Origin of the sequence: Pseudoalteromonas sp. APC 3893 (assembly GCF_030408095.1) — a bacterium.
Taxonomy (GTDB): Bacteria; Pseudomonadota; Gammaproteobacteria; order Enterobacterales; family Alteromonadaceae; genus Pseudoalteromonas.
The window spans coordinates 110,588-133,238 of sequence record NZ_JASDCD010000008.1 but is presented as its reverse complement, the minus strand read 5'-3'; the positions used below and the strand labels follow the sequence as shown (position 1 = coordinate 133,238).

At 41.5% G+C, this 22,651-nt stretch carries 17 protein-coding genes and 1 tRNA gene; 1 reads left to right on the top strand and 17 read right to left on the bottom strand.

What is annotated here, in order from left to right:
- Positions 1-62 precede the first annotated feature (62 nt).
- Both QMA12_RS11840 and QMA12_RS11835 read right to left on the bottom strand, forming a co-directional pair.
- The gene (locus QMA12_RS11840; RefSeq protein WP_290210334.1) at positions 63-833 is read right to left on the bottom strand and encodes a DUF481 domain-containing protein; all 771 of its coding nucleotides are present in this window, start codon (positions 831-833) and stop codon (positions 63-65) included.
- An 87-nt stretch (positions 834-920) separates the two neighbouring features.
- Positions 921-1,739 (bottom strand): mechanosensitive ion channel domain-containing protein, encoded by an 819-nt coding sequence (locus QMA12_RS11835; RefSeq protein ID WP_087533298.1) that lies wholly within the window; start codon positions 1,737-1,739, stop codon positions 921-923.
- Between the two features lie 281 nt (positions 1,740-2,020).
- On the opposite strand from QMA12_RS11835, the gene QMA12_RS11830 reads away from it, so the two are divergent.
- Positions 2,021-2,096, top strand: a tRNA-His gene (locus QMA12_RS11830).
- Positions 2,097-2,530: 434 nt separating this feature from the next.
- On the opposite strand, the gene nagP is transcribed toward QMA12_RS11830, so the two are convergent.
- From nagP to rng, 15 genes are all read right to left on the bottom strand, one after another.
- Positions 2,531-3,820, bottom strand: coding sequence for an N-acetylglucosamine MFS transporter NagP (gene nagP / locus QMA12_RS11825; protein WP_290210350.1), 1,290 nt, complete (start codon positions 3,818-3,820; stop codon positions 2,531-2,533).
- Between the two features lie 245 nt (positions 3,821-4,065).
- Entirely contained in the window at positions 4,066-6,714 is a 2,649-nt protein-coding gene (locus QMA12_RS11820; protein WP_290210333.1) for a family 20 glycosylhydrolase, read from the bottom strand.
- 216 nt (positions 6,715-6,930) lie between these two features.
- Positions 6,931-8,358 (bottom strand): NAD-dependent succinate-semialdehyde dehydrogenase, encoded by a 1,428-nt coding sequence (locus QMA12_RS11815; protein WP_290210332.1) that lies wholly within the window; start codon positions 8,356-8,358, stop codon positions 6,931-6,933.
- A 205-nt stretch (positions 8,359-8,563) separates the two neighbouring features.
- Positions 8,564-8,902, bottom strand: a complete 339-nt coding sequence (fdx, locus tag QMA12_RS11810) for an ISC system 2Fe-2S type ferredoxin (protein WP_087533302.1) — start codon at positions 8,900-8,902, stop codon at positions 8,564-8,566.
- A gap of 10 nt (positions 8,903-8,912) precedes the next feature.
- Positions 8,913-10,775 (bottom strand): Fe-S protein assembly chaperone HscA, encoded by a 1,863-nt coding sequence (gene hscA, locus QMA12_RS11805; protein WP_290210331.1) that lies wholly within the window; start codon positions 10,773-10,775, stop codon positions 8,913-8,915.
- A gap of 49 nt (positions 10,776-10,824) precedes the next feature.
- Positions 10,825-11,352, bottom strand: a complete 528-nt coding sequence (gene hscB, locus QMA12_RS11800; RefSeq protein ID WP_290210330.1) for a co-chaperone HscB — start codon at positions 11,350-11,352, stop codon at positions 10,825-10,827.
- A 75-nt stretch (positions 11,353-11,427) separates the two neighbouring features.
- A complete protein-coding gene (gene iscA / locus QMA12_RS11795) occupies positions 11,428-11,751 on the bottom strand; it encodes an iron-sulfur cluster assembly protein IscA (RefSeq protein WP_058560437.1) in 324 nt (107 codons plus the stop codon).
- A 9-nt stretch (positions 11,752-11,760) separates the two neighbouring features.
- The gene (gene iscU / locus QMA12_RS11790; RefSeq protein WP_087533305.1) at positions 11,761-12,144 is read right to left on the bottom strand and encodes a Fe-S cluster assembly scaffold IscU; all 384 of its coding nucleotides are present in this window, start codon (positions 12,142-12,144) and stop codon (positions 11,761-11,763) included.
- Positions 12,145-12,184: 40 nt separating this feature from the next.
- Positions 12,185-13,402 carry an IscS subfamily cysteine desulfurase gene (locus QMA12_RS11785; protein ID WP_087533306.1) on the bottom strand — a complete coding sequence of 406 codons (1,218 nt, stop codon included), beginning with the start codon at positions 13,400-13,402 and terminating at the stop codon, positions 12,185-12,187.
- Between the two features lie 22 nt (positions 13,403-13,424).
- Positions 13,425-13,916 carry a Fe-S cluster assembly transcriptional regulator IscR gene (gene iscR / locus QMA12_RS11780; RefSeq protein ID WP_290210329.1) on the bottom strand — a complete coding sequence of 164 codons (492 nt, stop codon included), beginning with the start codon at positions 13,914-13,916 and terminating at the stop codon, positions 13,425-13,427.
- A 299-nt stretch (positions 13,917-14,215) separates the two neighbouring features.
- Positions 14,216-14,938, bottom strand: a complete 723-nt coding sequence (trmJ, locus tag QMA12_RS11775) for a tRNA (cytosine(32)/uridine(32)-2'-O)-methyltransferase TrmJ (protein ID WP_087533308.1) — start codon at positions 14,936-14,938, stop codon at positions 14,216-14,218.
- A gap of 99 nt (positions 14,939-15,037) precedes the next feature.
- Complete coding sequence (gene tldD, locus QMA12_RS11770) at positions 15,038-16,477, bottom strand: metalloprotease TldD (RefSeq protein WP_290210328.1); 1,440 nt, start codon at positions 16,475-16,477, stop codon at positions 15,038-15,040.
- Positions 16,474-17,307, bottom strand: a complete 834-nt coding sequence (locus QMA12_RS11765) for a carbon-nitrogen hydrolase family protein (RefSeq protein WP_290210327.1) — start codon at positions 17,305-17,307, stop codon at positions 16,474-16,476. Before QMA12_RS11765 ends, tldD begins: the two co-directional genes overlap by 4 nt.
- Positions 17,304-21,170 carry a YhdP family protein gene (locus QMA12_RS11760; protein ID WP_290210326.1) on the bottom strand — a complete coding sequence of 1,289 codons (3,867 nt, stop codon included), beginning with the start codon at positions 21,168-21,170 and terminating at the stop codon, positions 17,304-17,306. Before QMA12_RS11760 ends, QMA12_RS11765 begins: the two co-directional genes overlap by 4 nt.
- Positions 21,170-22,642 (bottom strand): ribonuclease G, encoded by a 1,473-nt coding sequence (rng, locus tag QMA12_RS11755; RefSeq protein ID WP_087533312.1) that lies wholly within the window; start codon positions 22,640-22,642, stop codon positions 21,170-21,172. The genes QMA12_RS11760 and rng overlap by 1 nt, the downstream gene beginning before the upstream one ends.
- Between the last annotated feature and the right edge of the window lie 9 nt (positions 22,643-22,651).

Genomic DNA, 22,651 nt, shown 5'->3' with positions numbered 1-22,651 from the left:
AAATAAAAAAGGGACCTAAGCCCCTTTATTACAGTTAAATGTCATTATAGTTATTAAATGTGTTAAAAACTGTAAACCAATGTCAATGACGTTTCAGTATCTGTATTTTCTTTGTCATCAGCAACGTCTGAGTTATGCGTAATATTGTACGCAACTTTCATTTGTAATGAGCCGTTGATTTTTGCAAGTAATGCCGTTTCAGAGCGAGTTTTAGTGTTAGTATCACCATACTCAACTGCAACTAGTTGCGTAAACTTTGCGTTATCAGAAATCTGCCAATTATAATCAAGTTTACCTAACGCAATGATTTCACTGTCAGACTCACCTGCATTTGGAATGCCATCTTCATCAACGCTGCCTTCAGGGAATTCAAAATATTTGTAACCTGGACCAATTTCAGCGTTCAACCACATATCAGAGCGGTCAAGTAAGCGTCTGCCGTAACCAGCTGAAATTACTGCTTCGTTACGGTATGCACCAAAGTAATCTGACACATATGAGCCGTAAATATATAAATGAGAGTGCTCTTCATTTAATTTGTAGTTACCTTGGGCAGATAAAGAATACTTTTCGTTAGTACGCTGAGTTTCTTTAGCGCCGTCAGAATTTTCTACTTCGTCTTCTTTATAAAGCCCGTCGATTTTGTATTCATTGTTCCAGTTTTCTAGGTTATGTAACGCTTTGATACCACCTTTTAAAGTAGTTGTTTCAGTGTTACCGCTAGTGATAATTGCACCTAGCTCACTAGTAATATCCCATGTTTGAGTTTCTTCTGCGAATGCGTTAGTTGAAGCGGTTGCTGCAACTAAAATTGATAAAAGCTTTAATTTCATTTAAAAAATAACCTTTGCTACTTTGAGTTAAATTAGAATGCACTAAAAGGTGGTTTAACCACCTTTTAGTTTAAAATGTTTTAGATATTAATCTTGCTTGTGAAAATGCACATCCATTTGTGGGAATGGAATATTAATATTTGCATCATCAAGTGCGATTTTAATGTTTTCCATTAAATCGAAATACGTTGGCCAGTAATCAGCTGCGTTAACCCAAGGGCGCACTACAAAGTTCACACTTGAATCGCCTAATTCGTTAACGGCTACTGTATAAGCAGGGTCTTTAAGTAAGCGAGATTCTTTATCTAATACAGATTTCAATACTGCTTTTGCTTCACGCAGATCTGCATCATAGCCAACACCAATTACTAAATCGATGCGACGTGTTTTTTCACGAGAAAAGTTAACAATTGGACCTGACATAATAGATGAGTTAGGCATAATAATTACTTTATTGTCTGGTGTGCGTAATTCAGTAGAGAAGATCTCAATTTTATCAACACTGCCCATTTTGCCACCGGCTTCAATAAAGTCGCCAGATTTAAATGGACGAAGAAGGATAATTAAAACACCAGATGCAAAGTTTGATAAAGAACCTTGTAATGCTAAACCAACAGCTAAACCAGCTGCACCAAGAATTGCAATAAATGATGTAGTCTCAATGCCGATTTGCGATAGCGCCATCAGGATCGTTGCCATAAATACGATGGCATAAACAATACTAGATACAAAAGAGCCAACCGCTCTATCAACGTTCTTTTTAGCGAATGCTTTTTCTGTTAGTCCTGCACAAAATTTTGCGATACGACCACCAAGTAAAAAGATTACCAATGCAATTACAGCTTGTATGCCGTAATGTAAAATTAAACCTGAATTCTCGTTTATCCAATTAATGATTGTATCCATATTCACTCCTGATGTGGTATTAAGCCGTTTGTAGCTTAAATTATATCTCATTTAAAAGTATTATTTTATAAATTTATAGACTTATATATCAAACACTCTATTAAATACGAAATTTCTGAGGGCCGTAAGTCTATTTAACTAATATGAACATAGCATTAAAGTGTGTTTTTTGGGCGGACTACGCAATTTAAAAAACTTTTTTAGTTTTTTTTGCCTTTTCCCCTTCACAACATTTATAAAGTTATGTATTATCCGCGCCACACCAAACAAGGTGTGTTGTGGCGGTTGTAGCTCAGTTGGTAGAGCCCCGGATTGTGATTCCGGTTGTCGCGGGTTCAAGCCCCGTCAATCGCCCCATTCTTTCCTTTCTCTTTAATTTTGTATCTTTTTTAATATCCCATTTCAATTTTTACATAGCAAATCCAGATATTAAACAATCACGGCTGAACCTGTTCCTACAAAGAAAAGCCACGGGTTGCGTGCAATGGCTTCTGGCTATGAATACACCTAGAACCCAGTCACTCCCCTAGAACCTAGCACCTTTAATTATCGTAGGAGAGGCTTTAGCGCCGATTGGTTTTACATATACCGCAAATCCAAACATTAAACGCAATCACGGCTAAAGCCTGTTCCGACAAGACAAAAAAATGCCACCTTTCGGTGGCATTACACACGGGATTATTTCTACATGTAGAAATTCTTTTCAAAAATTAGGTTCTAGGTTCTAAAGGGTTTAACTTGAACCTTTAACCTTGTTTCTTGCAACTTTACCCTTTTAACTTTCAGCTCGATCATTTCCAGCTTTTCATTTTATGCCCTTTTATAGCATAAAAAAGGATAAACAAATAACAAGGTAACATAACAATATAGGCAGCTTGCTGGGCATCAGCTGAATCTACACCACCACTGGCGAGACCCCAAAATAATGGACCAAATGCACCACCGGCAATACCCATCACTAATAACCCTGAACCTACGCTGGTTAATTTACCTAAACCAGATAACGCTAGCGGCCATACCGCAGGCCAAACAATTGCATTGGCAAATCCTAACACAGCTATCATCAATAGTGTATCAGGTAATTGCACTTCTAAACCTAATGCGTTTGCAACAACCACGGAGCTTGAATCACTAAATACCACGGCTAGGGTTAACACGCTACCTAGTATCGCAGAAGAACTTAATGCTGCTTGCTGCGATATAACGCGTGGGATAAGCGCAATACCAATAATATACCCCAGTACCATACACGCCATGGTGTATGAAGTCATAACGCTGTATTTTTCAACACCTAGCGATAGTGCAAACGTTCCTATTGTATCACCTGCGATAACCTCTACGGCAACGTATACAAATAATGCAACAACACCCAATGCTAAACTTGGATGTGCCAGTGCCGCTTTCACTTGGCCTTTTTCATCTTGTTCTTCGTCATCAAGTAGCTCAGGCAGTGGCATTTTTGTTACCGCAAAGCCTAGCGCGCCAATAAATAATGCCATGCCTAAATACGGATAGATTAGGCTATTTGCCATTGCATCAATTTCTGGCTGTGTTAACTCTTTACCTACAGAGCCTGTAAAGTCACTTAATATCAGTGCAGTAAATACAATAGGTGCAATAACACCCGCACCTTTATTTAAAATGCCCATCACACTTACACGCGCTGCAGCCGACTCTTCTGGCCCAATACGCACAACATACGGGTTAACCGCCGTTTGTAATAAGGTTTGACCAGCCCCCATAACTAACTGAGCAAATAAAAACAGCGCAAACACTTGAGTTTTAGCCGCAGGGATAAACAGTAAGCCAGCGACCATCATGGTGGCCATACCCAGCGCCATACCATTTTTATAGCCTACCTTACGGATGATCATTGCTGATGGCACTGCGGTAAAAGTTACTGCAATATAGAAAGAGAATAAAATCAGCGATGCTTGGAACGGGCTAAGCTGCAATACTTGTTTTAAGTAAGGCATTAATGAGCCATTTAACCAGGTTGCAAAACCGAGTATAAAAAATAGAGTGGCAACGATGGCCATGGGTATAAAATTACTTTGCTTATTTGACACGGTGGCTTCCATAAAACATTCTTCTTGTTGTGTGCTTTCGTTATAGTTATCTATATTTTTAGTAAGTATCTTAACTAGATTTACTTTCACATAGCTTGATTCTAGTGGGTAGTTTATAACATTACCCTAACAAAAATGACAGCGCTGCCATAAAACTTTACTTTAATTACAGGCATATTACTAGTAACGATTTATTTTACAACTAACGAAAAAAAGGGCCTAAAGGCCCTTTCATTTTCATTATCATTTATAATACATTAATTTATATGAGTAATTCTGCTGTTAATTTGTTCGTTCAAGCGGCTACGCAGAGCAATAGCTTGGTTTTCAGAAACACTGATCGGAGCTGTATAAAGCTGCCAAGTGTTGCCATTGTCTAAACTATACTCAACATCTAAATAAGCAAATGGTGTATTAACATGTAATTTACCATTTTCAATTACCCCACCAGGGACGGGTAAATTTATACTTACATCAGAACTTGCAAGCTTAGTAAGCTCTTTTATACCTACCGCTGCGGCAAATTGTGACCAATCTTCTGCGCGCGCTTTTGTATTAACTTGCTCGCCTTCCCATGATGCTTTATGCCAAGCACGCTCTGCGACTGATAAAATACGCGGGAAGATCATTGCAAGAACTTGCTCTTCGGTACGAATAGTCTCAGACCAAACCTGACCTTGCATACCTAAAATATTCTCAGGCTTTTCAAGTTGTGGTAATGGGCGGCCAACAAGTGCTTCTAAATTATCAATTGGCTCGCGGGTACGGGTGTAATCAGCATTGGCGTACACATCATCGGGCATATAATTAAATGTTTTTGCTGTATCAGTAAAACGTGTTGCCCAGTAGTAGCCGCGTTCTTCTGGGTGTGCTTCGTACGGGTGATCAAAATACAAATGCGTACCGTGAGATAGAATAACTTGATAACCGGCATTTGCTAAACGGTATGCTCTATCTGCAACGCCCCATTCCCAAATGTTGTCCCATACATTTGCGGTAAAGGTTTTATTTGGAAATTCATCACGTTTAAATGGGTTGGTGCGGTCGTACATTAAGCCGTCTTCCCAGGCGCCTGGTGAAATGCCACGTTTTTCTAGTAGTTTAGCTACACGCTGAGTAAAGTAAGGTTTTAAGTCAGCAGCTCCGGCCACGCCGTTATTAGGATCAGCAAACATGGCTTGGCAGATTGGTGAGTCAACCCAAGAGCCTGCGCCAACTTCATCACCACCAAAGTGCAAATTAGTAAGCTGAACACCCGCTTCACGATACATTTGCTGCAGTTCATATGTTACTTTATCTAAAAATGCATAGGTCGAGTCCATACACACATTCATTGAGTTATCTTTGTAGTTCTGTACCGTCATATAAACTGAAGTATCGTTTGGATCACTCAATAAATACTGTGTTGCCACACTGATATCAACTTGTTGGACTTCTTTGCCTGTTTGCTTGGTATTGACTAAATTGTTTTTAGCCGCGTTTTTAGCTTCATCACTGAGCTTATGGTAGCGCGCTTCCATTGCTTTTATAGATGCACGCGCATGGCCTGGGCCTTCAATTTCAGGGATGATCTGAATATGGCGATCTTTGGCGAACTTTAACAGCTCAATAAATTCACTGCGGGTAAGATAGCCATTACCTGAGCCAGATTTAAATGGCCCAGTACCGAGCTGCGTTAATAGACATTCACGTTCTTGCAAATCAAAACAGCGATAGCCACCAATATCTGTTAATTCAGGTAGGCCTGGGATCTCTAATCGCCAGCCTTCGTCTTCTGAAAAGTGCCAGTGTAGCTTATTCATTTTATAGCGAGCCATTTGTTCAACAAGTTTGAACATTGCCTCTTTACCGTGGTAGTTACGGCCATTATCGTAGTGCATACCACGCCAGCCATATCGAGGGCTATCTTCAAGCTCTAACTGTGGCACTTCAATAGCGCCTTTGCTGTTGGCAGGGATTAAATTAAGTAAACTTTGCATGGCGTAGAATACACCTGCATTATCACTGCCGACGATATCAATACGGTCGTCGTCAATTTCGAGGGTATAGCTTTCGCTTTTACCATCCGCAAGATTTGGGTTTACAGTAAGGCTGATCAGCTTTTCTTTATTCGCTTTAATATGATCAGGCTGTGCTTTAAGTGTTAAACCATAGTCATCTTGCAGGTCTTGCATGAAAACCATAACTTCACTTTTTAACTGCCCTTGAAAACGAATTTGCCAGCTGTTATCAAGCTTGGCCACACCACGATTAAATTCAATGTTTTGCGGTTTTGGAATAATACGCTTAAGCGCATCTTTTTTTGATACTTTAATAATCGCGGCCTGATTACGCTCATAACGTACTTGTGGTGTGATCAATACAGTGCGATCTTTAGGGTCGTTGTAACGACGCAGCTGATTTTCGCGCTCAAACGGAGCAACAAATTGACTCATATCTTCGCTATCGGTGTTGGCAAAAATAGCGGGGTTATTGTCACCTGAAACAAAAAATGCACGAGGCATAAAGTCGGTATAAGCGACTATCCACACTTGGGCATCAAACTCGATATCTAAGCTTTTACCTGCGGCTAAACCTTTAAAGTCTTTGGTTGGTACAATACGGTGTAAGTCACCATTTACGTGTTCAATGTTTAAACCAACAACATGCTCGGTATTAATTTTACGAACAGAGTGAATATAAAGCTGCCAATCACTTTCACCAGCAGGAAGTGCAACATCTGATTGGTTATTTAGGGTAATTTTGCCTAAAAACCCTGAATCTTTATTTTGAAAGTTGTCGACAACCGCAAATGTTAGTGTGGTTTGTTTTGCAAAATTATTGACCTCACTTTGTGATAATTGCGCTTGCGCCAGAAGCGGCATAGCAGCGATTAAACCTGCCAAAGCGTGCTTTTTAAAATCCATTACTCTCTCCTCGTTTATACCCTAAGACTACGCATTTCCCCCCGCATAATCTCTTATTATTATTTATTTACTCCTCCCCATCATATAAAAACTAAAATGACAGCGCTATCATTAATTGAAATAAAAGCTATCAGCTAAAAATTAAAAACCGTACTTGTGTTTAGTCAAGTACGGTTTTTAGTTATATCTGAAATTGACGGCTTAAAGCTTCTGGCTTTATATTTTCATACACACATATTTTTCTTCTAGGTATTCGTCTAGTCCTTGGTGGCCACCTTCTCGCCCGAGGCCTGATTGTTTTACACCGCCAAAAGGAGCAACGGGGTTTGAGATCAGCCCTTCATTAATACCTACCATACCGTACTCTAGTGCCTCGCTTACGCGGTAGATTTGTTTTATATCTTGGCTATAAAAATAAGCAGCAAGGCCGTATGGTACGTCGTTAGCCAGAGCGAGAACTTCGGCTTCTTCATCAAAAGCAATAATGCTAACTACTGGACCAAATACTTCTTGATGGTAAATGTCCATTTCAGGGGTAACGCCAGTTAAAATAACGGGTGCTTGAAAGTTACCACCTAATTCTTTGACATCATTTATTTGAGTTGCGCCTTTTTGTTTAGCATCGTTGAGCAGCTCTTGAACTTTTTGTTTGGCTTTAGCATAAATCAACGGGCCAATATCGCTATCGTCTTCAAAACCATTAGCAACTTTTAACAAACCTACTTTTTCATTTAACTTTTTAACGACTTCACCTAACACGCTGCGCTGCACAAAAATGCGGTTTGCAGCCACACAGGTTTGCCCTGCGTTTCTAAATTTAGCGCCCATTAAACCGGTAACGGCTTCATCTAAATCAGCATTATCAAAAATAATAAACGGCGCATTACCACCAAGCTCCATCGATGTACGCTTAATTGTGGAAGCGCATTGCGATAGTAATTGCTTACCTACACCGGTTGAACCGGTAAACGTGAACTTACGAACAAGCTCAGATTCTGTTAACAATTCACCAACCATTTTCGCGTTCTCAGATACCAATACATTAAATGCCCCTTTTTCAAAACCTGCCTGATCAGCTAAATAAGCCAGTGCAAGCGCACAAAGCGGGGTATGTTCTGATGGTTTTAATACAAAACTACAGCCTGAGGCATAAGCTGGGGCTACTTTACGAGTCACCATGGCTATAGGGAAGTTCCAAGGTGTAATACCGGCCACAACTCCAATTGGTTGCTTAAAGCTAGTTAAGCGGTGTTGATTGTCTGTTGGTGGGATCACATCGCCATAACTACGTTTAGCTTGCTCGGCAAACCATTTAATAAAGCCAGCACCATATTCTACTTCACCGAGAGATTCTTTGAGTGGCTTACCCTGCTCTTTGGTCATCAACTCGGCAAGGGTTTGCTTGTGCTCTATGACTAATTCATACCAACGCATTAAGGTTGCGCTACGCGATGTAGCATTAGTCGCTTTTAATTTTACAAATGCGCCTTTTGCAGCAGCAATGGCGTTCTTAACACCTTGCTCGTCAATATCACTGACTTCTACGATACTTTTTTCGGTAGCAGGATCATCTACGCTAAATCGCGAATCGGTTTTATAAAACTCACCGTTTATAAACGAGTCTGAAAAAATAAGATCACTCAAAATACACCTCCGAAATAGGGTTGAACCTGTAGCAGCGGATTTACTCCGCGTTTAATGTAAAAACGCGACATAAAGTCGCAATGCAAAGAGACGAGACATAAAAACGCGACGTAAAGTCGCTGCTACGAACAAAAACACCGCGTTCACATTGAGCGCGGTGTTTTCTTTAAAGCTTATAGCTCTTATCTTACAGCTACACTTTAAATCAATGCTCTTCATTAACGATATTGAGATTGTACTTAGGTATTTCAACCACAAGATCTTCATCTTTAATGATTGCTTGGCAGCCAAGGCGTGACTCAGACTCTAAGCCCCACGCTTTATCTAGCATGTCATCTTCTAGTTCGTCACTTTCATCTAGTGAGTCAAAACCTTCACGAATAACTAAGTGGCAAGTAGTACACGCACATGATTTTTCACAGGCGTGTGGAATACTAATACCGTTTTTTAAAGCAACATCTAAAACTGTTTCACCTGTTGGTGCTTCGATTGCGGCGCCGTCAGGACATAATTCCGGATGGGGAAGAAAAATAATTTGTGGCATTCTAACCTCTTTAAACGTTGTCTACTGACTGCCCTTGCAGTGCTTTTTTAATCGATGCATCCATTCTTCTCTCAGCGAATACGCTACTGGCGTTATCCACTTTTTCAATGGCTGCTTTAATATCACTTGGCTCAACGGCTGATTCACGAATAACAGCAAGTTCTGCAATTTCTGCTTTTAGGTTACTCAGTTCAGCTTCATCAAGCAATTGACTATCTGTAGCCAGTGATGCTTCAAGCGCTTCAATTACACGTAGCGCTTCGACTTGCTGCTCTTTAAGCATGCGCGCTTGCATATCGTCTTTTGCATTTGTCATTGACTCTTTTAGCATATTCGCTACTTGGTCGTCTGATAAACCAAAAGACGGTTTGACTTGAATATCAGCTTGAACACCGGTTGATTTCTCCATTGCAGACACACTCAGTAAACCATCGGCATCCACTTTAAAGGTGACCCGAATATGCGCAGCACCGGCTGCCATTGCAGGTATCCCTTTTAAGCTAAATTTAGCTAATGAACGACAATCATCAACAAGCTCACGCTCGCCTTGTAGCACATGCAATGACATGGCTGTTTGGCCGTCTTTAAACGTTGTGAATTCTTGTGCACGTGCAACTGGGATCGTGGTGTTACGTGGAATAATTTTCTCAACTAAACCGCCCATAGTCTCAAGACCGAGCGACAACGGTAGTACATCAAGCAATAACATATCTGAATCAGGCTTATTACCTACCAACACGTCGGCTTGTAATGCTGCACCTAAGGCAACAACGCGATCAGGGTCAATCGATGTTAATGGCTCTTTATTAAAAAACTCTGCTACTTGGCTGCGTACAATCGGCATACGAGTCGAGCCACCTACCATTACCACCTGTAATACTTCATCATTTTCAATGCCAGCATCTTTTACTGCACGACGACATGAACGCAGTGTTTTTTTCACTAGCGTCATTGCTAGCTCATCAAACTTTTCGCGAGTAACTTCAACCATGTATTTTTCGTCGTCAAACTCAAGGCCAACGTTCACTTTTGCATATTGGCTCAATGCCTCTTTACACGCTTTGGCTTTATTGATGAATAAACGAAGTACCGAAGGCGATAAGTTCATTACGCCGGTTTCACGCTTAAAGTGATCCACTAATAATGAATCAAAATCATCGCCACCTAGGCTTGAATCACCACCAGTAGCCAACACCTCAAATACACCTTGGTTTAAACGCAGTATAGAAATATCAAAGGTACCGCCACCTAAGTCATAAACAGCAATAATGCCTTCTTGACCCGAATCTAAACCGTATGCAACAGCCGCTGCTGTTGGCTCATTTAGTAAGCGCAGTACATTGATGCCAGCAAGCTCTGCTGCATCTTTCGTGCTTTGGCGCTGTGCGTCATCAAAATAGGCTGGCACTGTGATCACAGCACCTAGAATATCTTGCCCAGCAAAGCTTTCTTCTGCACGTTGTTTAAGTGCTTTTAAAATATCACTTGATGCGGTGATTGGGCTGATATTACCTGCTGCTGTAGTGATTGCTAGCGCACCATCATGCTCGCAAAAGTCATAAGGTAATTGACCGTAGCTTTGTTGTATTTCTGTTTGGGTTTTACCTAAAAAGCGCTTAACAGAGATCAGAGTATTTGCTGGATCTTGAGTGGCTGCTTGCGCTGCTTGCTCACCGACTGTCACATTATCAGCCTGATAACGCACAACTGATGGCAACATAGCAGCGCCACTAACATCGGTTAATGTGCGTGCTTCGCCGCTTTGTACCGTCGCGACTAATGAGTTGGTTGTACCAAGGTCGATACCTATGGCTAACTTATGTTCATGTGGTGCCGCGCTCTGCCCCGGCTCAGCAATTTGCAATAATGCCATAATGCTCTTTTAACTCGCTTTTACTTACTTTAATCAGTAAGTTAAAAAATTAATCGTCGAATAAACTGTCTTCAATGCGTTCTAGTTCATCACGTAATTTATAAACAAACTTAAGCTTACGAATGTTATCTGCCGCTAGCTGCCACTGCTGCTCATCATCACTTGCTAGTTGTGCTGCAAGTTGTGCACTGTATTGGCTATCGAGTTGTTTTATTTGCTGCTCAAACTGTGCAATGGCTGCATCGGGGTCACTACTTGAGCTTAACTCTTCAAGCTCTTCACGTAGTTCCATTTGTTGCATTAAGAATAGCGGGTCTTGCAAGGTTTGCTGTTCAGCACGAATATCAACACCGAGCTCACTTAGCATATATTCGGCACGTTTTACCGGGTGCTTAAGTGTTTGTAGCGCATCGTTAATTTCAGCAGCATTTTGCACCGCTAATAATTTGTCGCGACTGCTGCTATTTGCGTGGCGATCAGGGTGAACGGCACGTTGTAGCTCTAGGTAGTTTTTATTGACTGTTGCCAAATCAATTTGGTAATCAACAGGTATTGCAAACAACTCAAAATAGCGCATTATCAAACCATATAAATTTCAGATAGAACAAAGCCCTACAGGTGCAGGGCTTAAGAATACAATTGCAATGAGCGATTAAACTGTGAAGCTTTCGCCACAACCACACTCATCAGCTTGATTCGGGTTAATAAACTTAAACCCTTCATTCAAACCTTCTTTAGTGTAATCAAGCTCTGTACCATCAATGTATACTAAGCTTTTAGCATCAACGATTACTTTTACCCCTTGGGATTCAAATACTTCGTCGCCTTCAGATAAATCGTCTACAAACTCAAGAACATAAGCAAGACCTGAACAGCCCGTCGTTTTAATGCCAACGCGCAGGCCTAGGCCTTTACCGCGATTTGCTAAAAATGATTCTACGCGGTTTGCTGCCGCATCTGTCAATGTCACTGCCATGGTTATCTCTTACTTCGCTTGTTTACTTTTGTAATCAGCAATTGCTGCTTGAATAGCGTCTTCCGCTAAAATCGAACAGTGAATTTTCACTGGCGGTAACTCAAGCTCAGCACTGATATCAGTGTTTTTAATCGTTGCAGCTTCGTCTAATGTTTTGCCTTTCACCCACTCTGTTACAAGTGATGAAGACGCAATAGCACTACCACAACCATATGTTTTAAATTTAGCATCTTCAATAACGCCGGTATCAGATACTTTAATTTGCAGCTTCATTACGTCACCACATGCTGGTGCGCCAACCATACCGGTTGCTACTGATGGATCGTTTTTGTCTAAAACACCTACGTTACGTGGGTTTTCAACATGATCAATTACTTTATCACTATACGCCATAATACTATCCTCACTACCTGCTAGTGGGTGTGCCCATCAATTAATGATGTGCCCACTCAACTGAATCTAAATCAACACCTTCTTGATGCATTTCCCATAAAGGAGACATCTCACGTAAGCGACCGATAGAGTTTTTCATTAAATTGACGGTATAATCAATCTCTTCTTCGGTGGTAAAACGGCCAATACTGAAACGAATTGAGCTGTGTGCTAGTTCGTCATTGCGGCCAAGCGCACGTAATACATAAGAAGGCTCTAAGCTTGCTGATGTACAGGCAGAACCTGATGATACAGCAATATCTTTAACAGCCATTAATAACGATTCACCTTCAACAAAGTTAAAGCTGATGTTAACAATTCCTGGTACTGATTGGTCTTGTGCGCCATTGAAGTACACTTCATCCATATCAGCCATAATGCCATCAATTAAACGCTTACGTAGCGCACTGATGTGAGCATGATCTTTTTCAAAATCTTGTTTTGCAATTCTAAATGCAGCACCCATACCAACTAACTGGTGTGTTGCTAAAGTACCAGAACGCATACCACGTTCATGACCACCACCGTGCATTTGCGCTTCAAGGCGAGCACGTGGTTTACGACGTACGTAAAGTGCGCCAATACCTTTAGGGCCATATACTTTGTGTGCTGAGAACGACATAAAATCAACTTTAAGCTGTTGAATGTCGATTAATACTTTACCTGCGCTTTGCGCTGCATCAACATGGAACATGATTTTACGTTCGCGGCACATTTCACCAATTGTCGCGATGTCTTGAATCACACCTAGCTCGTTATTCACGTGCATGATGCTAACTAATACGGTGTCTTCACGCATTGTTTGTTCAAGCTTTTTAAGATCCAGTAGGCCGTTTTCTTCAACGTCCATATAGGTTACTTCAAAACCTTGACGCTCAAGCTCACGACACGTATCGATTACGGCTTTGTGCTCAGTTTTAGCGGTAATTACATGCTTACCTTTCTTTTTATAAAACTGTGCTGCACCTTTAATTGCAAGGTTGTTTGATTCTGTCGCGCCCGACGTGAAAACGATTTCACGTGGATCTGCGTTAATGAGATCAGCAATATCAGTACGCGCCTGATCAATCGCTTCTTCAGCTTGCCAACCAAAACGGTGTGAACGTGATGCAGGGTTACCAAAATTGCCATCCATTGTTAGGCATTGCATCATTTCTTTTGCAACACGCTCGTCAACTGGCGTGGTTGCTGCGTAATCTAAATAAATCGGTAACTTCATTTCTATCTCCGCTGGCGCCAACTTATAGTTGACAGCTTACTTGAATATTTTCCAATTGCTTAATTGCATTATTAACGCTGTTATCTTGGCGAGAAGCGACTTCTTTAACGTCGGATTTCTCAACCAATTCAGCAAGGGTAATACCATTTAAAAAGTCTTCAATCCGCGTGCTTAAGTCTGACCATAATGTGTGGGTCAAACAACGCATGCCACTTTGACATCCGCCTGTTGCGCCGTGACAGCGCGTTGCATCGACTGATTCATCAACGGCGTTTATTACGTCGCCGACTGAAATTGTGCTTGAGTCGCGACCAAGTAAATAACCCCCACCTGGACCACGCACTGAGCTTACTAAACCATTTTTACGTAAACGGGCAAATAATTGCTCAAGGTATGACAAAGAAATTTCTTGTCGTTCTGAAATATCGGCAAGGGGTACGGCACCTACATTTGCATGTAGTGCAACATCGAGCATAGCTGTAACGGCATATCTGCCTTTTGATGTTAACTTCATGGAGCCCCCGCACAAAAGAGTGCAAATTTTAATTACCAGAGTAAAATAGTCAAGTATTATTATGAAGACAAGGTTCTAGGTTCTAGGTTCTAGGTTCTAGGTTCTAGGTTCTAGGTTCTACAATACAGTATTGAGTCATTTACTTGACTGTTAAGGTGTTCTGGTTTTTTCCTAGAACCTTTGTCTTCCTAGCGCCTTTATCTTCTTAACTCAGTTCAATACCCGACCTTTTTGGTCAAGTATTGTGTTCATTGTAATTACCTGAGTAATTTAGTCAAGTATTAGCTTATAACTTTCGCTTATTTTATAGACTTGTTTATTGACGTTAGAATCCCGCGTAAAATATTCATTTCTGCATCTTCAGGGCGTGCGCGGTTAAATAAACGGCGCAGCTTGGTCATAACGAGACCTGGGTGCTGTTTAATAATAAAACCGGTATTATGCAGTGTTTCTTCTAGGTGGTCGTAGAACAACTCGGTTTGTTTTGAGCTTGGGTATACCGCTTCGTCTTCTTCAACCTTTTTAGGCTGGTGATTTAAAAACGCCATGCGCGTTTCATAACATAGCGTTTGCACTGCCATCGCTAAGTTTAGCGAGCTGTACTCTGGGTTAGCAGGAATACATACATGGTAATTACAAAGCTGTAGTTCTTCGTTAGTTAGCCCGCTATTTTCACGACCAAACACTAACGCGACAGGACCATTTAGTGCTTCATCAACAAGTTTTTCACCACATTCACGCGGCTCAACCATAGGCCAAGACAAAGTACGTGAACGCGCACTGGTGCCAATAGTTAGTGCACAATCGGCAATGGCATCCGCAACGGTGTCAACAATCACCGCATTACCTAGTACATCGGTCGCACCCGCTGCCAATGCACTGGCATGACTATCAACTTCACATGCTGGATCAACCAAGTAAAGCTTTGATAAGCCCATGGTTTTCATTGCACGTGCTGCAGAACCAATATTACCTGCATGCGAGGTGTTTACTAAAACAATACGGATGTCATCTAAGATCATTGCGATGTTACTTAACTTATACAAAAAATTGGCAGGAATTGTAGCACAACTAGACCGGCAATATATAGGAAGCCTAAAAGGCTTCCTTGCACGTTAAACTTAAGCAGTGCCACCCACGGTTAAATTATCAATTTTAAGGCTTGGTTGACCAACACCTACAGGTACGCTTTGACCATCTTTACCGCACACACCCACACCTTTGTCCAGTGCAAGATCGTTGCCGACCATCGAGATTTGTTGCATAACCTCTGGGCCGTTACCAATTAATGTTGCGCCTTTGATTGGCTGAGTAATTTTACCATTTTCGATTAAATACGCTTCTGATGCGCTAAATACGAACTTACCTGATGTGATATCAACTTGGCCGCCACCAAAGTTGGGCGCAAAAATACCTTTTTTAACAGTGCTGATAATATCTGCTTGGCTATGCTCACCACCTAACATATAAGTATTAGTCATACGTGGCATAGGTAAGTGCGCGTACGATTCACGGCGTGCATTACCTGTTGGGTTGACCCCCATCAAACGGGCATTCATTTTATCTTGCATATAGCCTTTTAGAATACCGTTTTCGATAAGCACATTGTAAGCCGCGGGTGTGCCTTCATCATCAACATTCAGTGAACCACGACGATCGGCAATAGTGCCATCATCAACTACTGTACATAGCTCTGAAGCCACTTTTTCGCCTACTTTACCGCTAAATGCTGAAGCGCCTTTGCGATTAAAATCGCCTTCTAAACCATGTCCTACCGCTTCGTGTAGCAGTACACCGGGCCAGCCTGCACCTAATACAACTTCCATTGTCCCAGCTGGCGCATCAATAGCTTCAAGATTTACCCTTGCTTGACGCACTGCTTCTTCTGCGAATCCCATCCAACGTGGTTTGCCATTATCTAATTCTTTAAAGTAACCGTAATCTAAGCGTGCACCGCCACCGGCACCGCCCCGTTCACGACGGCCATTTTTTTCAAGTAAAACTGAACAGTTTAAGCGAATTAATGGGCGAATATCTGTTGCAAATGTGCCATCGCTTGCAGCGATTAATACTTCTTCATACACCGCCGACATTGAACTGATCACTTGCTCAGCATCAGGTGCCAATTCACGAATATAGTTTTCCAGCTCACGTAATAAGCTTACTTTGTCGTTATCAGTCATGCTTTGAATTGGTTGATGCGGTGCGTACTGTTGTTTTGCTGAAGTATCACTAAACACTTGAACAGCTTTATTTTCGCCAGCGTCAGCAATGCTACGTGCCGCTGTGGCTGCTTTATTGAGTGCTTCAAGGTTTATCGCATCTGAGTATGAAAAGCCTGTTTTCTCACCACTCACGGCACGTACACCTACGCCACGTTCAACATTATATGAGCCTTCTTTTACCAAGCCATCTTCTAATACCCATGATTCATGGTGACTTGATTGAAAATACAGATCTGCGTAATCAACTTGATGTTGATGGATAAAGCTAAGCGTTTTTTCGAGTTCTTCTCGATTTAGCTGGCTGTCGTGTAATAAATGCTGTTCAACCGTGTTCATAATAAATGCTCTCTAAATCGTTGGTGAGATTGCACTGGCATATCTCGTCTAATGGCGTGTAATGCAAGGAGTTCTGGCTGACAGCCAATAAACCCTGTGCCATTTTTAAGTTCACTCAGGACGTTGCCCCAAGGAGAAATAATTAAACTGTGGCCGTAAGTTGCACGCCCATTTTCATGCTGCCCAGCTTGTGCTGCAGCAATAACATAACTTTGGGTTTCTATTGCCCTTGCTGTTAACAGAGGTTGCCAATGCGCTTTTCCGGTCACCGTGGTAAATGCACTGGGTACCAAAATAACTTCTGCGCCTTGGCGCTGTAATGCACTAAATAAGCCACTAAAGCGTAAATCATAACACACTGTGAGGCCTATTTTACCAAATGGCGAATCAACTACCACCACATCATTACCTGCTTGGGTAAAGTTCGACTCTCTATATGCCCCCGTTCCATCAGCGACATCTACATCAAATAAATGCATTTTGTTATATTGCGCAACCACCTCTGCGTGATTATTGAATAACAAGGAAGCTGCTAAATATTTATCATCGCTAGTCGCTATTGGCATTGTGCCAGCAGCCAACCAAATGTCATACTTGCTGCACAATCTAGCCAATTTAGCCTGGTACTCAGCACTTTGCTGAGCAATAACTAAAGCATCTTTGCCATGTTTTGCAAAAATTAAAAAACTTTCAGGTAAACAGACTAACAGTGGTCGAGTACTTGGTAGCTGGCTTAATTGTTGCTCAAGCTGTTGTAAGTTTTGCTCAGGGTTAATTCCTGAGCACATTTGTACCGCGATAATGGTGCCTGATGGCTGTGAATCATTCATTGTGTTGCTGTGGCCGCTGCATCTTTGAGGTTTAATTCTTTATGTTGTGATGGCGTTTGTGGCTGGTTTTGTGCCGCCTGAGGAATTGTTACTTCTCGGCTCTTACGATCAACTTCTTGTACCACAGGGTCGCTCATGCTGCCGGTCACTTTAAAGTTAATCTCTGAAATAACACGAGCTGAGTGAATTACTTTATCTATTGCTAACGCCGCCAATCCAGTAACGGGATTAACCATCCATGCCACAATCACCGGAATACTCGAGGTAACTTGCGGTGCCACGGCTAAATCATAGTTAATTTCCATTGTGTTTAAATTGGTGTGACCTTTAATAGTGAGATCTGCTGGTACCCCATCCATTTTAGTGTCTTGGGTGTAGGCTATGCCTTTATCAAGCTGCATGGTACCTTGAAAATTATTGTAGAAAAACCCTTTCGAGAATACATCTCTAAAATCAAGTTTGAGCTTGCGTACTAATGAATCCAAGCTAAGTAATGAGAATACACGGGCGCCGCCATCGCTAATTTCAGCTAGGTGACCATCCCCTAAATCCCATGCTAAATTACCCGCAAGGCTGGGGATATCAAACTGATAGGGAGCTGCTTGCCAAGCTAAGTCAAAATTTATTTCGGCTGTGGAATCTTTAACTGTGGTGGTAATATCAAATTCATCAAATAACTCGCCGATATCATCACTATGCATATGGCCGTTTAACTGAGTTAGACCATTTTCCCACAGCCCTTTCGCGCGTAAAATATGTTCACCCTTATCAACAACTAATTCTGATATCGTTAATTTTTGACCATCGCCGTAAAGAGAAGCACTTACTTTATCGAGTTGATACGTTGCTACTTTGCAATCTCCGCACTCAAATTCAATTGCAGGTAAGGTGTTCAACCAACTTAAATCTTCAGCAGTTTGCTGAACCTGTGCTTCACTTTTAGCAACGGGTTGCTCAGGCTTAAAGTTTACTCGTAAATAGTCACTATTAATTTGAATAGGTCGGCTAGAGTGTGCCAGCGGAATGGTAATTTGAGAGCGAAGCTCTTTTGCATTTAACCGTAAATCGAGTTCATTTTGTGAAGGCGCTAAACGCATTTCAAAGTCATTAAATACAATGTCATCGATTGAAAGCTGATTAATCTGCCCAACCACTTCTTTTAATGGGGGTAACACCCCTTCGCTCTGCGATTCAACTTGGTTAATTGTAATAATTTGCTCAATTAGCCCAAGCCAGGGTAATAAAGGAGTCTCATCCAGATTAATGGAAACGGTTAAATCTTCTCGGTTTAACCCTAAATCTTGCTCACCTAAAATTAAGTGGGCATTCGTCATTTTGCCGTTTTCGTTTGCCAAAATGCCATTAAAGTAAAGTTGTTCATTGATACTCGCGGTAATCAAATTAGATATATCATCGCCTTGAACCTGCGCCATCAGTGGCCATGGTTGCTGCGCTGATTTACCAAACGGTATAGGCAGTTCACTTGTTAAACCAATCAGCTGCGAGCTAATATTCGCGCTATAATTAAAGCCATCTGGTAAAAAATTCAGTGCAAGCTTAATAGCCACTTCGGTGTCACCGTACAGGTAGTTTTTTAACAGGCCTTGACCATGTGAAATTAAAGTATCAGCATCAAGTTGAGCTTTAATATCAATATCTCCACGGTATGTTTGGCCAATACTTTTACCATCAAAGTCAAACGCGATGGGCATTCCTAACCACTGAGCTTTTGCATCTTTTAATTCTATATGATCATCATTAAAATATAGCTGCCCGGTTACATTTTCCAGTTGTAACCCTGGTTGAGCGATGAAAACTGGCATTTCATTAAGAGAAACCACCCCTTTTGCATTCACATCTAATTCGGTAAGGTTCACAATTAATTCGATATCCGCTTTGGCATTACCCTGACCTTGAATTACAGTAAATACATTCGCAAGCGGCTCAGCAAGCGGCGTGGCTTGAAAAAATGGCAGTAATTTTTGTGCTGCAGCACGTTTTTTAATATTTACCCTTAGAGCGTCAGCATTCATTAAATCAGCAATACTTACATGCACAGCATCATCTACAGCTAAGTTAACTAAGTTACCTTGCTGTGTGTAAATATCCATGCGTTCGTTTTCAAAGTGCAGCTTAGCACTTCCCTGCATAACCGCAGGCCAATTTGGAGCAAATTGATAATTAGCATTATCTACTTGAGCAAGTACTTCAAATTGCCCTGAATTATCCGCAAAAGGAAACCCTGTTACGGGGCCAGAAAACAAAACTTGTGCCTGTGTGAGCTCTCCCCCTTTAATGGCACCTGTTAAGTAGTCAACCAAGTTTTCACTCATTACAGGTAATGGAAAGTAATGACTAGCAATACTAGCGTCGGGGGCAAACGCTTCGGCATATAGATCAAATCGTGGGGAATCGCCTAAGCTTACTTTCATTTCAGCCGCTAGAGTCACTTCATCGTTATCTAACCATAAATTGTCGCTGCTGATCTGCCAGCCTTGCGGGGTATTTGCTAAGTCTATATCTAAATTAAGTTGATTATATTTAATCGGTTGAGTAAATGTATCAGCCGTTAGTAGCTGATTATTTTCACCAAATAAACTCACTCGCCCACTTTGCTGATTTATAATTCCTTCGACTCGCAGCGCTTGTGCCCCTGGTATGCCTTGCTTTGCAAGCCAGCCAACTTTTTGCGCGCTAAACCATAACTGCCAGTCTGTGTTGGCAGTATATTGCACATAAGCTTGCTCAACCTGACCATTCGGTTGGCGAGTAATCAATGGCTCAAGTTCAGTAAAACTGCTCAGCTGTGCGAGCTGATTTACTAAGTCAAAATCTAGCTGGCTTAACCAAAGTTGTTTTTTTTGTGTATCTAATTGAGCTTCAAATTGAAAATCAGGCCAACTGTGTTGTTCATTACTGATAGCCAAACCTGTACTTTTTAAGCGCCAGCCCTGTTGCCATGGGTATAACTGAAAGCCACCCTCGCTTAAGCTTATTTGATGAGGCTGCTGTTTTTCGCCTTGTAGCCAGTTTATATGACTCGGTAGCCACTTAACTTTAACATCAGTGATCAAGCCGTGATCGATACTCAACCAAGACTCTAAATTAAGGTCTGATTTTAGCTCATGCTTTTCTTTATTACTGTATTGCGCTAACCATTTAGATACATCTACATCGCTGGCTTGCACGTAAATATCACCCGCGGTTGACTCTAATGTTGCACCTGTCAAAGCGAGGCGTGCATCGAATGTGCCGACAGAAATACCCGGTAAAGCTAAAGTACCGCTACCACTGTGCTGCTCAGGAGAGTTTTGCCAGACTATATTTTCTAGGATTAAACGGTGTTCTTTACCATCACCAAGTAAAAAATTAAGACTACTGTTTTCAACAGCAAAGTGCCCGGTCTCACCTAAGAACAGTCCTTCGATAAGCTCTTTTTGCTCAAATGAAACTTCACCTTCAGCTGAATTTAACATGCTAGGTAAATCTACATCAGCATGAAAGCCATTAATCACGAAGTAGTTAGATTTTAGCTGTCGAGTTTTGATGCTCTCCCACAAGTTCAATTCTAAACTCGCTTTAGCAATCGTCAGCGCAATGGGTGAGGTGCTGTTATCTTCAAAAGAGATTTCTTCCATAACAATGGCGGGGCCTTTGCCCTGCCAACTTGCAGAGATAGCACCAATGGAAAGGTTTACGGCAAATTTATTATATAAGTAACCTTCAAGATCACCTTTATAATCATTAGCGTAAGGTAAGGTATACTTTAAAACGGATACAATAACGGCCAACAACACTAAAGTTATGGCGCACACCTGCCATAACTTTCTTAAGCAAAAAAAACAGACCGTTTTTGCTTTCATTACATCATAACCACATCAAATTGCTCTTGGCTGTATAGGCTTTCAGTTTGAATACTTACTTGTTTACCAATAAATAATTCAAGCTCGGCTAAGTTATGATACTCATCGTTGATCAATGCTTCACTTACTGCTGGGGCTGCGTACACCATAAATTTATCCGCAGCGTAAGCACGGTTTACTCGTACAATTTCTCGAAGGATTTCGTAACAGACGGTTTCGACAGTTTTTTGCGAGCCGCGCCCAGAACATGCAGGACACACATCACACAGTATATGTTCTAAACTTTCACGAGTTCGCTTGCGGGTCATTTCAACTAGGCCTAATGCGGATAAGCCATTAATATTTGACTTAGCGCGATCCTTCCCTAGAGCTGATTCAAGTGAATGTAACACTCGGCGTTTATGATCTTCACTAATCATATCAATAAAGTCGATAATAATAATGCCACCCAAGTTACGCAGTCTAAGCTGTCTAGCAATGGCTGATGTCGCCTCGACATTGGTGTTAAAAATGGTTTCTTCTAAATTACGGTGTCCAACAAACGCGCCAGTGTTTACATCAACCGTGGTCATGGCTTCCGTTTGGTCAATGATCAGGTATCCACCCGATTTAAGTTCAACCTTACGGTGTAACGCTTTTTGAATTTCATTCTCAACATCAAACAAGTCAAAAATAGGTCGCTCACCAGGGTAATACTCTAATGCGCCGGCAAGAATAGGTACAAACTCTTCGGTAAACTCTTTTAGCTCATGGTAAGTTAATTTCGAGTCAACACGGATACGCTCCATGTCTTCGCCTACGTAATCACGTAGGGTACGAAATGCCAGAGTTAGATCTTCGTGTAGAATACTTTCTTTGCTGGTTTTTTTACGCTTGCTAACGATTTTTTCCCACAGCTTTTTTAAGAATGCGGCGTCGTGTCGCAATTCAGCTTCGCTGGCACCTTCTGCGGCGGTACGTACAATAAAGCTACCATCGTCATCTGAGTAGTCGGCAACGATATTTTTTAATCGGGTACGTTCTTCCTCTGTCTCGATACGTTGGCTTACGCCCACATGCGTTGCATCAGGCATAAACACTAAGTAGCGAGACGGAATCGTAATATCTGTAGTTAAACGCGCGCCTTTAGTACCTAAGGGGTCTTTAACCACTTGCACCATAATATATTGACCTTGGCGCACCAGCTCACGAATGTCTTGCACTTTTTTGATTGGTTGCTCGTCAACTCCCTCAACAATTGAGGCACTATTAACAATATCTGATGCATGTAAAAAGGCGGCTTTGTCTAAACCAATATCCACAAAAGCGGCTTGCATACCTGGCAGTACGCGGCTGATTTTACCTAGATATATATTCCCTACGATACCTAGGTTGCCAATTCGCTCGAGTTGTATTTCTTGTAATACACCGTTTTCAATCAAGGCAACACGGCTTTCACTCGGGGTGACGTTAATTAGTAATTCTATACTCATGTTACCTAC

Excerpts from the sequence above, each read along its gene's own strand:
- iscU (WP_087533305.1), bottom strand. The coding sequence starts at position 12,144 with ATGGCGTATAGTGATAAAGTAATTGATCATGTTGAAAACCCACGTAAC.
- QMA12_RS11840 (WP_290210334.1), bottom strand. The coding sequence starts at position 833 with ATGAAATTAAAGCTTTTATCAATTTTAGTTGCAGCAACCGCTTCAACT.
- QMA12_RS11785 (WP_087533306.1), bottom strand. The coding sequence starts at position 13,402 with ATGAAGTTACCGATTTATTTAGATTACGCAGCAACCACGCCAGTTGAC.
- hscA (WP_290210331.1), bottom strand. The coding sequence starts at position 10,775 with ATGGCATTATTGCAAATTGCTGAGCCGGGGCAGAGCGCGGCACCACAT.
- QMA12_RS11765 (WP_290210327.1), bottom strand. The coding sequence starts at position 17,307 with ATGAATGATTCACAGCCATCAGGCACCATTATCGCGGTACAAATGTGC.
- rng (WP_087533312.1), bottom strand. The coding sequence starts at position 22,642 with ATGAGTATAGAATTACTAATTAACGTCACCCCGAGTGAAAGCCGTGTT.
- trmJ (WP_087533308.1), bottom strand. The coding sequence starts at position 14,938 with ATGATCTTAGATGACATCCGTATTGTTTTAGTAAACACCTCGCATGCA.
- iscR (WP_290210329.1), bottom strand. The coding sequence starts at position 13,916 with ATGAAGTTAACATCAAAAGGCAGATATGCCGTTACAGCTATGCTCGAT.
- nagP (WP_290210350.1), bottom strand. The coding sequence starts at position 3,820 with ATGGAAGCCACCGTGTCAAATAAGCAAAGTAATTTTATACCCATGGCC.
- tldD (WP_290210328.1), bottom strand. The coding sequence starts at position 16,477 with ATGAACACGGTTGAACAGCATTTATTACACGACAGCCAGCTAAATCGA.
- QMA12_RS11835 (WP_087533298.1), bottom strand. The coding sequence starts at position 1,739 with ATGGATACAATCATTAATTGGATAAACGAGAATTCAGGTTTAATTTTA.
- QMA12_RS11760 (WP_290210326.1), bottom strand. The coding sequence starts at position 21,170 with ATGAAAGCAAAAACGGTCTGTTTTTTTTGCTTAAGAAAGTTATGGCAG.
- hscB (WP_290210330.1), bottom strand. The coding sequence starts at position 11,352 with ATGCGCTATTTTGAGTTGTTTGCAATACCTGTTGATTACCAAATTGAT.
- iscA (WP_058560437.1), bottom strand. The coding sequence starts at position 11,751 with ATGGCAGTGACATTGACAGATGCGGCAGCAAACCGCGTAGAATCATTT.
- QMA12_RS11820 (WP_290210333.1), bottom strand. The coding sequence starts at position 6,714 with ATGGATTTTAAAAAGCACGCTTTGGCAGGTTTAATCGCTGCTATGCCG.
- fdx (WP_087533302.1), bottom strand. The coding sequence starts at position 8,902 with ATGCCACAAATTATTTTTCTTCCCCATCCGGAATTATGTCCTGACGGC.